13 protein-coding genes are annotated in these 15,523 nt (G+C 54.9%); 10 read left to right on the top strand and 3 right to left on the bottom strand.

Annotated features, from left to right (window positions below; all coding sequences use genetic code 11):
* The first annotated feature begins 575 nt into the window (after nt 1-575).
* Both KW829_RS00065 and KW829_RS00060 read left to right on the top strand, forming a co-directional pair.
* Nucleotides 576-1,319, top strand: coding sequence for a DeoR/GlpR family DNA-binding transcription regulator (locus tag KW829_RS00065; RefSeq protein WP_218307331.1), 744 nt, complete (start codon nt 576-578; stop codon nt 1,317-1,319).
* Nucleotides 1,320-1,332: 13 nt separating this feature from the next.
* Nucleotides 1,333-2,400 carry an oxidoreductase gene (locus KW829_RS00060; RefSeq protein WP_218307330.1) on the top strand — a complete coding sequence of 356 codons (1,068 nt, stop codon included), beginning with the start codon at nt 1,333-1,335 and terminating at the stop codon, nt 2,398-2,400.
* A gap of 93 nt (nt 2,401-2,493) precedes the next feature.
* Here KW829_RS00060 and cybB read toward each other — a convergent pair whose 3' ends face one another.
* On the bottom strand, nt 2,494-3,024 hold the full coding sequence (cybB, locus tag KW829_RS00055) for a cytochrome b561 (protein WP_010430913.1): 531 nt from the start codon (nt 3,022-3,024) through the stop codon (nt 2,494-2,496).
* Between the two features lie 189 nt (nt 3,025-3,213).
* Here cybB and gap point away from each other — a divergent pair, with 189 nt between their 5' ends.
* The 3 genes from gap (at nt 3,214) to KW829_RS00040 (ending at nt 6,051) form a co-directional block, all read left to right on the top strand.
* Nucleotides 3,214-4,215 (top strand): type I glyceraldehyde-3-phosphate dehydrogenase, encoded by a 1,002-nt coding sequence (gene gap, locus KW829_RS00050; protein ID WP_218307329.1) that lies wholly within the window; start codon nt 3,214-3,216, stop codon nt 4,213-4,215.
* Nucleotides 4,216-4,466: 251 nt separating this feature from the next.
* A complete protein-coding gene (locus KW829_RS00045) occupies nt 4,467-5,129 on the top strand; it encodes a DUF1120 domain-containing protein (RefSeq protein ID WP_218307328.1) in 663 nt (220 codons plus the stop codon).
* Nucleotides 5,130-5,388: 259 nt separating this feature from the next.
* Nucleotides 5,389-6,051: a DUF1120 domain-containing protein gene (locus KW829_RS00040; RefSeq protein WP_218307327.1), complete on the top strand. Its 663-nt coding sequence runs from the start codon at nt 5,389-5,391 to the stop codon at nt 6,049-6,051.
* A 53-nt stretch (nt 6,052-6,104) separates the two neighbouring features.
* Here the strand turns inward: KW829_RS00040 and aldA are convergent, their stop codons facing one another.
* Together aldA and KW829_RS00030 are read right to left on the bottom strand one after the other, a co-directional pair.
* A complete protein-coding gene (gene aldA / locus KW829_RS00035; RefSeq protein WP_218307326.1) occupies nt 6,105-7,544 on the bottom strand; it encodes an aldehyde dehydrogenase in 1,440 nt (479 codons plus the stop codon).
* A 198-nt stretch (nt 7,545-7,742) separates the two neighbouring features.
* The gene (locus KW829_RS00030) at nt 7,743-8,534 is read right to left on the bottom strand and encodes a YdcF family protein (RefSeq protein WP_218307325.1); all 792 of its coding nucleotides are present in this window, start codon (nt 8,532-8,534) and stop codon (nt 7,743-7,745) included.
* 392 nt (nt 8,535-8,926) lie between these two features.
* On the opposite strand from KW829_RS00030, the gene KW829_RS00025 reads away from it, so the two are divergent.
* The 5 genes from KW829_RS00025 (at nt 8,927) to KW829_RS00005 (ending at nt 15,297) form a co-directional block, all read left to right on the top strand.
* Nucleotides 8,927-10,246 carry an MFS transporter gene (locus KW829_RS00025; protein WP_010430899.1) on the top strand — a complete coding sequence of 440 codons (1,320 nt, stop codon included), beginning with the start codon at nt 8,927-8,929 and terminating at the stop codon, nt 10,244-10,246.
* 156 nt (nt 10,247-10,402) lie between these two features.
* Nucleotides 10,403-12,055 carry an MFS transporter gene (locus KW829_RS00020; protein WP_089598830.1) on the top strand — a complete coding sequence of 551 codons (1,653 nt, stop codon included), beginning with the start codon at nt 10,403-10,405 and terminating at the stop codon, nt 12,053-12,055.
* A 22-nt stretch (nt 12,056-12,077) separates the two neighbouring features.
* Nucleotides 12,078-13,160, top strand: coding sequence for an HlyD family secretion protein (locus KW829_RS00015; RefSeq protein WP_108417011.1), 1,083 nt, complete (start codon nt 12,078-12,080; stop codon nt 13,158-13,160).
* The gene (locus KW829_RS00010; protein ID WP_218307324.1) at nt 13,157-14,536 is read left to right on the top strand and encodes an efflux transporter outer membrane subunit; all 1,380 of its coding nucleotides are present in this window, start codon (nt 13,157-13,159) and stop codon (nt 14,534-14,536) included. The genes KW829_RS00015 and KW829_RS00010 overlap by 4 nt, the downstream gene beginning before the upstream one ends.
* Before the next feature lie 101 nt (nt 14,537-14,637).
* The gene (locus tag KW829_RS00005) at nt 14,638-15,297 is read left to right on the top strand and encodes an O-methyltransferase (RefSeq protein WP_218307323.1); all 660 of its coding nucleotides are present in this window, start codon (nt 14,638-14,640) and stop codon (nt 15,295-15,297) included.
* The last annotated feature ends 226 nt before the right edge of the window (nt 15,298-15,523 follow it).

Raw genomic sequence — 15,523 nt, 5'->3', positions numbered from 1 at the left:
TTTACTTATTTTTTTACTGGTTTGGAGCATAACAAAATGCGTTATAGGCAACTACACCCTCAATGTTAATGTGGTGTTACAAATAAGAAAAAACATGCAGGTTCTGGACAAAATGCGAAAAGTGGCCTTTCAAATGAAACATAAAAACCCACTGTTATTTAAAGAAAATTCCTAATTTCGTTTGTGTACATTTTTGCGTTAATTTCCTTATGACTCAGACACAAAGATTTTCAAAGAAGTGTCAATTTAGGTAATCAGCTGAGCTCGCTCAGTATTAAAATCCACATAATAATCAATCATCAAAGTTAAAAACTGATTAATTTAATATAAACAGAGTTTAATGCCAATTAATGGTTATGTATTGGTTATATCCCCCAAACAGTTAAATAAAACATAACGATAACATCGTGGTCACTATTCCAAACGCCTTGATGATATTCGCTTAATAAAATTTCAATAGTTACGCATCTAAACTATCAGGTTTTCTTCCTGTTTTCGGCTAAACGTTCTCTTCCCTCCGCTCAAAAATGCTGTATTATGCGATTTATTGCGACATTTTGCAGGATTATCCCGTCATGCATAAAACTGCCCGTCAGAAGTACGTGCTCGATCTCATCATCGAGCAAGGCCAGGCCAGCATTACCGAGCTTGCTGAGAAACTGCAGGTTTCCGCAGATACCATTCGTCGCGACCTGACCGAGCTGGAAAAACAGGGCCTGGCACAAAAGAACCACGGCGGTGCGATTGCGCTCGATCTCTCCGGCATGAATCGCCAGGGCAGAAATACCTTACTGCCTGAAACAAAACAGCGGCTCGGTAAAGCGGTGGCGCAGCGCGTGCCGACCGGTTCCACGCTGTTTCTCGATGCCGGAAGCACGGTGATGGCCGTCGCCACTTTCCTTCAGGGCCCCCTGAAAGTGATCACCACCTCACTGGATATCGCCCAACATTTCAGTGACCGGGACGATATCGAGCTGATTCTGCTCGGCGGACAGTGGGACCAAAAGCAGCGCCTGTTCGCCGGAAGCGCCACCCTGTCCCTGCTGTCCCGCTATCGCGCGGATATCGCCATTCTCGGGGCGTGTGCTATCCACGCGCAGCTTGGCTTAAGCGCGAGCAAAGAAGCGGATGCGGACGTTAAGCGGGCCATGCTCGCGGCAAGCCATGAGCACTGGATCGTCGCGGACCATATGAAATTAAACCACTGTGAACCCTGGCTGGTCGCCGGGGTAAGCGAAATTCATCAACTGTTTATAGACAGGCCCTGGGCTGAGCTTGGGGATACCGGCGCATTGCAGGTCACGGTTTGCGCGGAATAACGTGGAGAAGGTCATGAATAAAGCTAAGACAATTAATATTGCGCTGATCGGGTACGGATTTGTGGGTAAGACGTTCCACGCCCCGCTGATCCAGTCCATCGAAGGGTTAACGCTTGCGGTCGTCTCTTCCCGTGATGAAGAGAAAGTGAAACGCGATCTGCCGAACGTACTGGTGGTCGCTACCCCGGAAGAAGCCATTCAACACCCCGATGTCGATTTGGTGGTGATTGCCTCCCCTAATGCCACCCACGCGCCGCTGGCAGCGCTTGCCCTCAACGCTGGCAAGCACGTGGTGGTGGATAAGCCATTCACTCTCGACATGCAGGAAGCCCGCGAGCTCATTGCCCTGGCGGATGAGAAACAGCGTCTGCTCTCCGTCTTCCACAACCGCCGCTGGGACAGCGATTTCCTCGGCATTAAGCAGGTGATTGAGGAAGGCCGCCTCGGCAAAGTGAAACTGTTTGAGTCACACATTGACCGCTTCCGCCCGGAAGTGCGCGTGCGCTGGAGAGAGCAAAACGTTCCGGGCAGCGGCCTGTGGTTTGACCTTGGACCGCATCTGATCGACCAGACGCTGCAGCTTTTCGGGCTGCCACAGTCGGTTCAGGGCAATATCGCCACCCTGCGCGACGGCGCTGAAATTAACGACTGGGCGCACGTGGTCCTGAATTACCCTGAACATAAGGTGATTCTGCACGCCAGCATGCTGGTGGCTGGCGGTACGTCACGCTTTACCGTTCACGGCGATAAAGCCAGCGTGGTGAAGGTACGTATCGATCAGCAGGAAGCACAGCTGCTGGCGGGTGTTATTCCGGGCAGCGAAAGCTGGGGCGAAGACAGCGACGATATGGTGCTGTTTGATGCCGCCGGAGACGCGACGCGCCTGAAAACGCCGAAAGGCGATCAGCGTCAGTATTACATTAACGTGCGTGATGCGCTGACGGGCACAATCGGGAACCCGGTTCATCCGGTTGAAGCGCTGGCGGTGATGGCGGTGCTGGAAGCGGCGGTGAGGTCATCTGAAACAGGGTCAACCCAGACGCTGGAATTGACAGCTGAAGAGCGGTCTCAGCTGCGTTAAAAAACAAGCCGGGTGGCGCTGCGCTTACCCGGCCTACGATACAGCGCTGTTTGTAGGCCCATGCAAGCGTAGCGCCGCCGGGCAATAAGCTGGCTACAGGCGTTTTTTAGGCATCATGCGCAGCAGCGTATTATCTTTCCAGAAATAGTGATGCATCAGCGCCGCCGCCGCGTGCAGGCCAATCACGAAATACCCCAGGTTGGCCAGCGTGACGTGCCACGCCTTCAGCGCGTCTACCAGGTCAAAATTCCCTTCCGCCGCATGCGGCATCGTCATGCCAAAGGCGAACCAGTCATTCCCGCGGTTGTACATCATCACGATACCGATCAGCGGCAACGCAATGAACAGCAGGTAAACGATCAGATGCCCCAGATGCGACATGCCGGTGATCATCGGTTTCGGCTTAGGCTGAATGGGCGGCGCCGGGTATTTAAGACGAATAAGCAGGCGCGCCACCATCAGCACGAGAATGGAGATCCCACAGGAGACGTGAATCATGTTAATCAGTGGGCGATCGGTACGCGGAAAAAAGCCCCTGAATTCCATGGCGCAGTAAGCCACGATAACTAACAGAAACACCAGCCAGTGAATACCGATTTGCAGGCCTGTATATTTAGTGCGCATGTGATTTCCTGATGAATGACAAATACAGCGCCAACATAATCCGCTTTCCTTAAAAATTCATTAAGTTTTCTGTATGGATTTTCAAATACTTCCTCGCGCATGAAGCATCTTCAATTGCCGCCCTGCCCGTCATGGTCTAAGCCTGGATGAGTTCAAACTGTCGCATCGACACGTTTACAGGAGAACACCATGAGTAAAATTGGCATTAACGGATTTGGACGCATCGGACGCCTTGTACTTCGTCGCCTTCTTGAAACCCAGGACAGCAACACCGTCGTCGCCATCAACGATCTCACCTCGCCCAAAGTGCTGGCCTATCTGCTGAGGCATGACTCAAACTACGGTGGCTTCCCGGGGAGCGTGGATTTCACCGAAGACGCGCTGATTGTGGATGGAAAAACGATCGCGGTTTACGCCGAAAAAGAGGCCAAACATATTCCGTGGAAAACCGCAGGCGTGGATATCGTCGTGGAATGCACCGGTTTTTATACCTCTGAAGAGAAATCCAGAGCGCATCTGGACGCGGGTGCCAAAAAGGTGCTGATTTCCGCGCCTGCGGGTGAGATGAAAACCATTGTGTTTAACGTGAACGACGACACCATTGACGCCAGTGACACCATCATCTCCGTCGCCTCCTGCACCACCAACTGCCTCGCCCCGCTGGCAAAAGCCCTGCACGACGCCTTTGAAATAAAAGTCGGTACCATGACCACCATTCACGCCTATACCGGTACGCAAGCGCTGGTGGATGGCCCACGCGGGAAAGATCTTCGAGCCTCGCGCGCGGCGGCAGAGAACATCATTCCCCACACCACGGGTGCCGCAAAAGCCATTGGTCTGGTGATCCCGGCACTCAGCGGCAAGCTGAAGGGCCATGCCCAGCGCGTGCCGGTGAAAACGGGTTCGGTGACCGAGCTGGTGGCGATTCTGGGCAAGAAAGTGACCGTTGAGGAGATCAATGCCGCGTTGAAAAAAGCGACCCAGGGCAATAAATCCTTCGGCTATACCGACGAAGAGATTGTGTCGTCGGATGTCATCGGCTCGCACTATGGTTCGGTGTTTGACGCCACGCAAACGGAGGTCAGCGAGGCTGGCGATCTGCAGCTGGTGAAAGCCGTTGCCTGGTACGACAACGAGTATGGCTTCGTGACGCAGCTGGTGCGTACCCTCGATAAATACGCAAAACTGTAATCGCCATGACGGATGGTGATGCCATCCGTCAAAAATGCATTCCCTGCACTATTCTTATTAATCAACGTTTTTTGAGAATAAAATTATTCACCGAGCTTCTGAATTATTTGTTAATCATCATTAGAACTTCTAAAATCAACTTTTAAATATAGTTGCTTTAACTTTATAAACCACCCCAATAATATAATCACAGGACAGGCAATCACGCCCGTCACGATAAAACCCCATATTTATATTGTTAAGGAACAACAATGAAAAAAGTAATTTTGGCTTCTTTAATTGCGCTGGCCAGCGCTTCCGCTTTCGCAGAACCTACCGCTGTATTAAAAGTACACGGAACGTTGACCAACTCTGCCTGCACACCTTCTATCGGCAACGGCGGCGTTATCGATTACGGTTATATTCGCCTTGGTGAATTATCCGCAACCTCGAATAACAAACTGGGCCAGAAGCAGGTTCCGGTGACCATTACCTGTTCAGCGCCAACCAAAGTGGGTTTTACCATTCTTGATAACCGCGGCGACAGCAATGCGCAGCTGCCGGTTGATATTGGTGGTAACTTGAACCAGTCTGTGAAGTATTATACCTACGGCGTGGGCACCACGACCGAAGGCGTAAAAATTGGTAACTACGGTATGTGGATGACGGACGTTATGGCGGATGGCAATGCTGTGGATTCTGTTGCCAACAACCACGACTGGTCTTCGACCACCTGGAAAAAAACCGGCATTCCACGTAGCGATGCGTTCTCCACCGTCTCCTTCGCTCAAACGGGAACAGTGGATCCGATTGCCATTACCGCGGCTAACTTTAACTTTGTCACCAACCTGACGATTCGCGATACGTCTACGCTGGCTATTACCGACGATACCGCTCTCGACGGTCAGGCCACCATGACGCTGGTATACCTCTAAATACGTGCTTTGCTTATACCGGTTCAGCTATCGCCTGAACCGGTACTTTCACACCTGTTATATTCACATCGCAAATATAGAAAACTTTTCTAATTTTCCGCACGCTCTTGCCTTTATTTTTTCTACAAAATAAATTCAATTTTAATAAATATACGAAAAACGTAATAATAAATATTATTTGCGCCTGTTTTATAGGGTCGTCGTCGTTGCGCCCTTATTTCTTTTAAATGTACCACTCTCAAACAAAGGAAAATCAAGGATGAAAAAAGTCATTCTGGCTACGGCCATCGCCCTCAGCACCACATCAGCTTTCGCAGTCGAAACGGCTGTTATGAAAGTTAAAGGAACATTAACTAACGCAGCCTGTACCGCCGAACTGGGTAATGGTGGCGTTGTTGATTACGGTTATATTCGCCTCGGCGAATTATCCGATACGTCAAATAATAAACTCGGTCAAAAACAGATCCCAGTGACCATCAACTGCACCGCGCCAACCAAAGTCGGTTTTACCATTACCGATAACCGCGGCGACAGCAATGCCCAGCTTCCGGTTGATATTGCTGGGAATCTGAACCAGACGGCTAAATATTACACCTATGGTGTCGGCATGACGAACGACGGGAAAAAGATTGGTAACTACGGCATGTGGATGACGGATACCACCGTCGACGGCAAGTCGGTTGACAGCATTGCGCAGAACCACGACTGGTCAGCCACCAGCTGGAAAAAAACCGGTATTCCACGCAGCGATGCTTACCAGACGATCGCCTTTGCGGAAACTGGCACTACCACCCCAATGGCCATCACAGCGGCTAGCTTTAACTTCGTGACCAACCTGGTGATTTGGGATACCTCCACCCTGGCGATTACCGACGATACCGCGCTAGACGGCCAGAACACCATGACGCTGGTTTATCTGTAATCGTTTACGCCTTATGCCTACCGGGCCAGCGGTTAACGCTGGCCCGGTATTTTTTATACCTGTAAATAGACTACCTGGGTCTGAAGATATTCATTCAGACCATGCTTACCGTCTGCCCCACCAATCCCTGACTTGCGCCAGCCAGCATGGAAGCCCTGCATGGCTTCAAAGTTTTCGCGGTTGATATAGGTTTCGCCGAATTTCAGTCCCTTGATTGCTTTCATCGCCACGTTAAGATCCTGGGTATAGATCGATGAGGTCAAACCGTAGTCGCTGTCGTTGGCCATCTTCAGCGCCTCTTCCAGCGTGTCGAATGCCACGACGGGCAGAACCGGACCGAAGGTCTCATCGTGCATAATAGTCATCTCCTGGCGTACATCCAGCAACAGCGTTGGAGGATAAAAATAGCCTTTCCCCTGGGCTGCTTTTCCCCCGAGGACCACTTTTGCCCCTTCCTGTACCGCTCGCGCCACCTTCTGCTCCACGCGCTCAAGCGCGGCGGCGTTAATCAACGGCCCCATCGCAATATCAGTGCGTTCTGCAGGATTACCAAACTGCACGGCCTTCATCGCCTCGCCCAGACGGTTGACGAAACGGTCGTAAATGCCTTTTTGCACGTAGACGCGTTCCGCGCAGTTGCAAACCTGCCCGGTGTTGATCACGCGGGAATCTACTATCGCTTTCACCGCCAGTTCCAAATCCGCATCGTCCATCACGATAGCGGGCGCTTTACCCCCCAGCTCCAGCGCCACTTTGGTGATGTTTTTCGCCGCGGCGGCCATGATCTTTTCACCCGCCCCGACGCTGCCGGTCATGCTGACCATCGCCACCTTCGGGTTGCCCGCCAGCTCCTGGCCCACGGTTTCCCCGCGCCCCAGAACCAGGTTGAAGACCCCTTTAGGCAGGCCGATCGCATCGACGATTTTGGCGAACGCGATGGCGTTATTCGGCGTGAACTCGCTGGGTTTGATCACAATGGTATTGCCGGTAATCAGTGCCGGAGCGAGCTTGCGTGCAATCAGGAAGAACGGAAAGTTCCACGGCAAGATCCCGGTGGTCACGCCCAGGGCGCGTTTAAAGACCAGGATATTCTCCCCCGGACGGTCGCTCTGAACGATTTCGCCTTCGTAGCGGCGTGCCCATTCGGCCATATAGTCGATGTAGTCTGCGGTAAAGTTCACTTCAACTTCTGCCAGCTGCTGGATTTTGCCGCCCTCGGCGACAATCAGCGCGCTGATTTCACTGACGCGTTCGCGGATCCCGGCAGAGATTTTGCGCAGCCAGCCGGCGCGTTCGATGGCGGGTAAAGCTTCCCAGTCAGGCTGGGCACGCTCAGCGGCGTCGATGGCTTTGCGCGCATCGTCAGCACGACCATCGGGAATACGGGAAATGACCTCTTCTGTGGCCGGGTTGATTACATCAATCCAGGCATCACCCTGCCAGGCAACAAACTGTCCATCAATATACATAGGATGTTGTACGGGTACCGTCATGACCTGCTCCTGTAATTACACTGTTTTTGACAAGTAAATGCATTGTTAAAAACTATAATTACAGGGACGATTTCCTATCCTATGAGGCTGTTTTTGTGAGATATCTCAAAAAAGAAACGGGTCAGCCGATCTCTACAATCACAAACCGGCAACATTAAATGCCCGTTTGCGTAAAACCTGGCGCAAACGGGCAGATCGTTACAGCAAGGAGCGGCTGACCAGCGCGTCGGTGAGGATAGCGTCATTACGCAGAAGGGTCCACGCGTTCTCCACCTCGTCAGGAATGTCCACGTGCGCAATGAAGTCACGCCCCGCCGGGCCGTAGCCGTTAATGTCGTCCCGCAGGCGCGGCAGTTCCCCCAGCACCAGCGACAGATAGCGCTCCACCGGCCAGAGCCCTTCGCTGGCGCCGCTAAACGCCAGGCCGTCTTCACTGTTTTGCAGCACCGGCGTCACGCCGGGATGGCTAATCCACTCCGGCGAAACGGCCTCGTCCCGGCAAACACGAGCAAAGGTCGCCATCGTGCGGCGCTGCATAGTCGGGTCCTGTACCACGAGGACGCGCCCGGCGTTCAGACCCTTTTGCTTCATCATATGCCAGCTAAACCGGGCGTTCTCGCCGCAGTTCGTTGACTGATCGTCTATCAGGATTTTGTCTGCCGGAATATTCCAGAACTCACGTGCGATATCGGCGAGGATTGCCGCCTCGGCCCGTCCGGTGGTAGGAAGGGTATTATAACGCGGATGTTTCGCCACCGCGGCATACAGGAAGGTGGTTGAGTGCCCGATCCCCCCGCTGATCAGCAGGGGGATGGCCTGTTCGGCCGCTATCTTACAGGCGGCATCGATTGCAGGGATGACCGCATTCCCTGCAAGGATCACGGTATCAACAGGCTGACTGCGGCGATCGTCCTGCGCAAGCCACGAGCCGACGGTGTTGACGGCATTAAGCGTCGAGCCGGGTAGAGAAGGAAAAAGTGCCAGTGTCATCGTTACCTCCTTACAGCGTTTACGTTCAGAGTACTGCACGCGTCACGGCTGAACAGGGGATCACTCCTAAAGCCAAAACGCCTGTCACTCTGCATTTTCTGGTATTTTTTTGAAATAACCAGAAACATCCAAAAACAATTGGGTTGCACCTGCATGTTATGCTTTTGATTATCCGGCATACAAAACATCATGCCAGTCAAACCGCATGTCAAAGCACCAGTCGCTGCTAATTTCACCGTGATCTGACCAGTATAGCCCGCACCTTGCTTGCCAAACGCCCTATCCAACCCTAAGTTGCTTAACAATTTCACAACCTTTTTATTACTGCGGGTTGCACCTGAAGCGCGCCAGGTGACACCGCGTTCATCCTCTCTGTGGCGGAGCTTCAGAAAATGACACAACATGAAAGTACAACGACGGTTTTACGCAAAAACAAAAAGGTTTTAATTGCCAGCCTTACTGGCAGCTCCATTGAATGGTTTGACTATTTTCTCTATGGCACCGCCGCCGCGCTGGTGTTTAACAAGATTTTCTTTCCGATGGTCGACCCGGTAATCGGGCTGATCCTCTCTTATCTTTCGTTCTCGCTGACCTTTTTTATCCGCCCCATTGGCGGTGTTCTCTTCGCCCACATCGGGGATCGTATCGGGCGCAAAAAAACGCTGGTGCTGACGCTGTCATTAATGGGAGGTGCAACCGTCACGATCGGCCTGCTCCCCACCTACGACATGATTGGCATGTGGGCACCCGCCCTGCTGATCCTGATGCGCATCATTCAGGGCATGGGCATTGGCGGTGAATGGGGCGGCGCGCTGCTGCTGGCCTACGAATATGCACCTGAAAAACGCAAAGGCTTTTTCGGCAGCATTCCGCAGGCGGGCGTCACCATCGGCATGCTGATGGCGACCTTTATTGTCTCGCTGATGACGCTGTTCAGTGAGGAAGATTTCCTCTCCTGGGGATGGCGCATCCCGTTCCTGCTCAGCTCAATTCTGGTCTTGATCGGGCTGTGGATCCGTAAGGACATCGACGAGACGCCTGATTTTCAGAAAGTAAAACAATCGGGCCAGGTGGCGAAAGCGCCCCTGCGCGATACCCTGAAACACCACTGGCGTGAAGTGTTAATTGCCGCCGGTCTGAAGGTGGTAGAAACCGCGCCGTTCTACATCTTCTCTACCTTCGTGGTGAGCTATGCCACCACCACGCTGACGTACCAAAAATCTCAGGCGCTGGAAGCCGTGACGCTGGGCGCGCTGGTTGCCACCATTATGATCCCGTTGATGGGGCTGCTCTCCGATAAAATAGGTCGTCAGCGCATGTATGCGGTCAGCGTCTTCGTGCTGGGCTTGTTTATCGTCCCGTGGTTTATGCTGCTCAATACCGGCACGACCTGGGGCATTGTCCTCGCCACCGTCATCGCGTTTGGTGTGCTCTGGGCGCCGGTAACGGCGGTGCTCGGCACCCTCTGCTCTGAAATTTTCAGTGCCAACGTGCGCTACACCGGCATCACCCTCGGGTATCAGCTGGGGGCCGCGCTGGCAGGCGGAACCGCCCCGCTGATCGCCACCGGTCTGCTGGCGAAATACGACGGCGACTGGGTGCCGGTAGCCTGGTATCTGGCGGTGACGGTCGTTATCTCGCTGATCGCCATTTTCTGCGCCAGCCGGGTCAAACCAACACCCGCCGTCCAGGCGCAACCTGACCACATCTGACCTTTCAGCGGCCCTCCCGGGCCGCTCTTTTTGTTCAAGCGTCCCCTCAACATTTGATTAACATGCGATAATCATATTCACTTGAATTATGATTTGCGTCAGACGTAGAATCATTAGCCCTCTAATCATTACATTTTTTCTAAGGTAAACAACGTTATGCGCCTGCCCGAACGCGATCCTTATGCTCCTCGCGAGTGGCAGCCACATGAGAAGCCCGCCCTGCTGGGTTCCCCCTCCACCCCGGAACACCCTACGCCAAAGCGGATCGCTTACGGCGTTGTCGGCCTGCTGGTCTGTCTGACCGGGGCGCTGGGTAACGCGGTCGTCACCGCCAATCTGCAAAACCTTCAGGGTACGTTCGGGGCGTGGTCAACCGAAATCGCCTGGCTGCCCGCCGTATATGTGATGACCAACGTTTCCATCAACCTGCTGCTGGTGAAATTCCGTCAGCAGTACGGTCTGCGCGCCTTTACGGAAGGTTTTCTGGTGCTGTATGTGCTGGTCACCTTTTTCCACCTGTTCGTGAACGATCTCAGCTCCGCGCTGATGGTGCGCGCCGCCCACGGCATGGTCGCTGCCGCGCTGAGCTCACTGGGTATTTACTACCAGATCCAGGCGTGGCCCGCGAAGCATCGCCTGAAAGCGCTGACGATTGGCATCACCGGCTCGTCACTGGCAATCCCGCTGGCGCGCCTGTTTTCTACGGAACTGTTGCAGCTTGACGAGTGGCGCGGGCTTTACTTCTTCGAACTGGGTCTGGCCCTGATCTCGCTTGCCTGCGTGATGGCGCTGAAACTGCCGCCGGGTGACAGGCGAAAAGTGTTCGAGAAAAAAGATTTCATCACCTTCTTTTTGCTGGCGCCCGGCGTGGCGCTGCTGTGCGCAGTTCTGTCCCTGGGCCGTCTGGACTGGTGGTTCGAAGCCCCCTGGATCGGCTGGTCGCTGGCGCTCTCGCTGGTGCTGATTGTCTCCGCCATTGTGTTCGAACATAACCGCAGCAACCCGCTGCTGAACACCCGCTGGCTTTCGAGCGGCAGCATCGTCCGTTTAGGGCTGATCATGCTGCTGATCCGCATCGTGCTGGCCGAGCAAAACACCGGGGTCATCGGCTGGCTGCAGTACGTAGGATTACAGAACGAGCAGATGACCCACCTGGCGTGGTCCATTTTCGCCGGGATCGTCTGCGGGATCGTCACCAGCTGTCTTACCATCAAGCCGACAAAACTGGCGTGGCCAATCATCACTTCTCTGGCGCTGATGATTATCGCCTCGCTGCTGGACAGCCAGTCCAACAGCCTGACCCGGCCGGATCAGCTGATGTTAAGCCAGTTCCTGCTCGGCTTCGGCAGCGCCTTCTTCCTGGCGCCCGCGATGCTGGCAGCCATCGGTGGGGTCATCGCCGACCCGCGCAATCTGGTCAGCTTCTCGGTGATGTTTGGCATGAGCCAGAACATTGGCGGCCTGCTGGGTTCCGCTATTCTCGGCACCTTTCAGACCTGGCGCGAGAAGTACCACTCCAGCCTGCTGGCCGACCAGCTCACCACGCTGAACCCGCTGGTGAATGAACGCATTCAGGCTTACACCCAGATGTACCAGAGCCTGATCGGCGACAGCGCGCTTTTGGGAACGCAGGCGATTACGCAGCTGCAAACCGTCACCACCCTGGAAGCAAACATTCTGGCTTACAACGATACTTACCTGCTGACGGCGAGCATTGCCGCCGCCACGCTGGTCTGGATTTTATGGCGCCTGTTGCGCCTGCGCATCACTGCCCGTATGGCGCTGAAGAACGCCACCGGCAACAAATAATTGAACTATTTCTGGAGAGTTTATGAGTCAGCAGGATGCCGCCAAAGAGCAGGCCAACACCCGCAAAAATGTGCGCATTGTTTCCGTATTCACCGCCGCCGCCATCGGTATTGTCGGGGTGCTGGTGATCCTTTACGCGTGGCAGCTGCCGCCGTTCACCCGCCACGCACAGTTTACCGACAACGCCTACGTGCGCGGCCAGACAACGTTTATCAGCCCCCAGGTGAATGGCTATATCACCGAGGTGAACGTTCAGGACTTTGTGCAGGTTAAAAAAGGCGAGGTGCTGTTTCAGATCGACGATCGTATCTATCGACAGCGCGTCCATCAGGCCGAGGCGCAGCTGGCGATGAAAATTGCCGCCCTGAACAACAACCTGCAGCAGCGTAAAAGCGCCGAAGCGACGATCGCCAAAAACGACGCGGCGCTGAAAAATGCCCGCGCCCAGAGCCTGAAAACACAGGCAGATTTAAAGCGCGTGAAAGATCTGACGGCAGACGGTTCCCTTTCCATTCGCGAGCGCGACGCGGCGCTCGCCAGCGCGGCTCAAGGCAGCGCGGATATCGATCAGGCCAAAGCGACGCTTGAGATGTCACGTCAGGATCTGCAGACGGTCATCGTCAACCGTGGTGCGCTGGAGGCGGATGTTGAAAACGCGAAAGCAGCGCTGGAGCTGGCGCAGATTGACCTGCAAAACACCCGCATTATCGCCCCGCGCGACGGTCAGCTCGGCCAGATTGCCGTACGTCTGGGCGCTTATGTCACCGCCGGGACGCACCTCACCACGCTGGTTCCGCCGCAGCACTGGGTGATCGCTAATATCAAAGAGACGCAGCTGGCGGAGCTACGCGTCGGACAGCCGGTAAAATTCACCGTCGATGCCCTGAACGACAAAGCGTATCAGGGCCGCGTGGAGAGTATCTCACCGGCGACGGGGGTGGAGTTCAGCGCCATCACGCCGGATAACGCCACGGGTAACTTTGTTAAAATCGCGCAGCGTATTCCGGTGCGCATTGAAGTGCTCGGGAAACCGGAAGAGTACAAGCTGCTGCGCCCCGGCATGTCGGTGCAGGTGACGATTGATACGCGGGAGGCGAAGCAATGACCCTTCGCCCACTAGCCAGCCTGGTCGTGGCGGTGATGCTGGCCGGATGCCAGTCGGTTGACGTTGAACCTGCAACATCGTCGCTGCAAATCCCCACCCAGTGGCGCGCCGATTCCGGCCCTGCCAGCCCGGCGGAACAGCTATGGTGGCGGAATTTCCACGACAGCAACCTGAACCGCTACGTGGACCAGGCGCTGAAAAACAACAGCGACGTCCTGATTGCCCGCGAGCGGATTAATGAGTATCAGGCGCGAGTTTATGCTGCGGACGGCAGCCTGTTCCCGTCCCTTGATGCGGGCGTAACGGGCACGCGCGCCCGCTCACAGTCTGCCGCGACCGGGCTGCCGGTCTACGGGACGTTGTACAAAGGGAGTCTGACCGCCAGCTACGACGTTGATATCTGGGGCGTCAATCGCAGCACCGCCAATGCCGCCGAGGCCTCCCTGGAGGCGCAAAAAGCCGCTGCCGTCGCCGCGGATTTAACCGTTGCGTCGTCGGTAGCTGCCGGATATGTCACCCTTCTCTCGCTGGATGAACAGCTGCGCGTCACCGAGTCCACCCTCAAGTCGCGCGAAGAGGCGTTCAATCTCGCTAAACGCCAGTTTGAGACGGGCTACAGCTCGCGTCTGGAGCTCATGCAGTCCGACTCAGAACTGCGTTCTACACGGGCGCAGGTTCCACTGCTGCGGCATCAAATTACGCAGCAGGAAAACGCGCTAAGCCTGCTGCTTGGGAGCAATCCAGGCGATGTGGCCCGCAGTGAAAACTTCGACCTACTGACGCCGCTGAAGCTGCCGTCACAGCTGCCATCCACGCTGTTAAACCGCCGCCCGGACATCGTACAGGCTGAACGTCAGCTGGTGGCGGCAGACGCGACGCTTGCCGCGTCACGCGCCAGCCTGCTGCCGTCGATCAACCTGACCGCAACCGGATCGGTCCAGGATCGCACCCTGTCAGGCTTACTGGATAACCCACTCCAGCTGTGGAGCGTTGGCGGCAGTATTCTTGCGCCGCTGCTGAACCGTCAGGCGCTGAATGCGCAGGTGGATATTTCCCAGTCCCAGCGTAATCAGGCGCTATACAGCTACGAAAAAACCGTGCGTAACGCGTTTGCTGAGGTGAATGACAGCCTTGATGCCATTACGCGCTATCAGGAACAGCTGACGGAACTGCTTGCCCAGCAGGATGTGGCGCAGGAGACGCTGCGCATTGCGCAGAATCGCTATCGCAACGGTTATTCATCTTATCTGGACGTGCTGGACGCGCAGCGTACATTGTTCTCGGTGCAGACCAGCGTGGTGCAGGTGAAAAATAACCTGCTGCTGGCACAGATCGATTTGTATAAAGCGCTGGGCGGCGGCTGGGCCAGTGCTTGAAAACCTGCCCGGTGGCGCTGCGCTTACCGGGCCTACATTTCGCCCCGTAGGCCGGGTAAGGCGCAGTCGCCACCCGGCGATTCTCCCTCAGGAGTCAATCTATGCAACAACAGTGGTCTGCAGTAGATAATTACATGATTTCTTCGCTTATTCCTGAAGATGATGTACTGAGTCAGGTACTGGAAAACAACAAGCGCGCCGGGCTACCCGAACACGACGTAGCGGCCAATCAGGGGCAATTGCTGGCGCTGTTCGTACGCATGACACAGGCAAGACGCATTCTTGAGATCGGTACGCTGGGTGCCTATAGCTCAATCTGGATGGCGCGCGCCCTGCCGCCGGATGGGAAGCTGATTACGCTCGAGGCTGACCCGACGCATGCTGATGTTGCCCGCCAGAATATTCACCTCGCGGGGCTAACCGATCGTATTCAATTAATTGAAGGCCCGGCGCTGAACTCGCTGGAGAATTTCGGTGACGTTCCACCGTTCGACCTGATCTTTATTGATGCCGATAAGCCCAACAATCCCGGCTATCTGGAGTGGGCGCTGCACTATTCCCGTCCCGGCACGGTAATCATTGGCGATAACGTGGTGCGCGACGGCGAAGTGATTAACGGGCAAAGCGACGACGCGCGCGTGCTGGGTGTGCGCCGTTTCATCGAGATGATCGGGGATAACCCGCGCCTGACCGCCACCGCGCTGCAAACGGTGGGGGGTAAGGGATGGGATGGGTTTACGCTGGCAATTGTGAACGGGTGAAAATTGTGCAGGCTGAGGGCTCCCCACAAAATAATGCCTGCACGGACGACCCCCTCTCCCTTGAGGGAGAGGGCTGGGGTGAGGGGGAACATACGGCTGTGGTGGTCATTCCGTTCACTTTATGTTCCTTGCTACTCTGTAACGACATGACCGGTGAACGTGCCAGGGTGGCTCAATCTGCACTGAACCCCGTTTCCTGGACACCTTTATTCTTTTGTTTTTTCTG

This window comes from Enterobacter sp. ENT02 (genome assembly GCF_019219165.1).
Taxonomy (GTDB): Bacteria; Pseudomonadota; Gammaproteobacteria; order Enterobacterales; family Enterobacteriaceae; genus Enterobacter; species Enterobacter mori.
The sequence above is the reverse complement of the archived record's forward strand: the minus strand, read 5'-3'. Positions and strand labels throughout refer to the sequence as shown.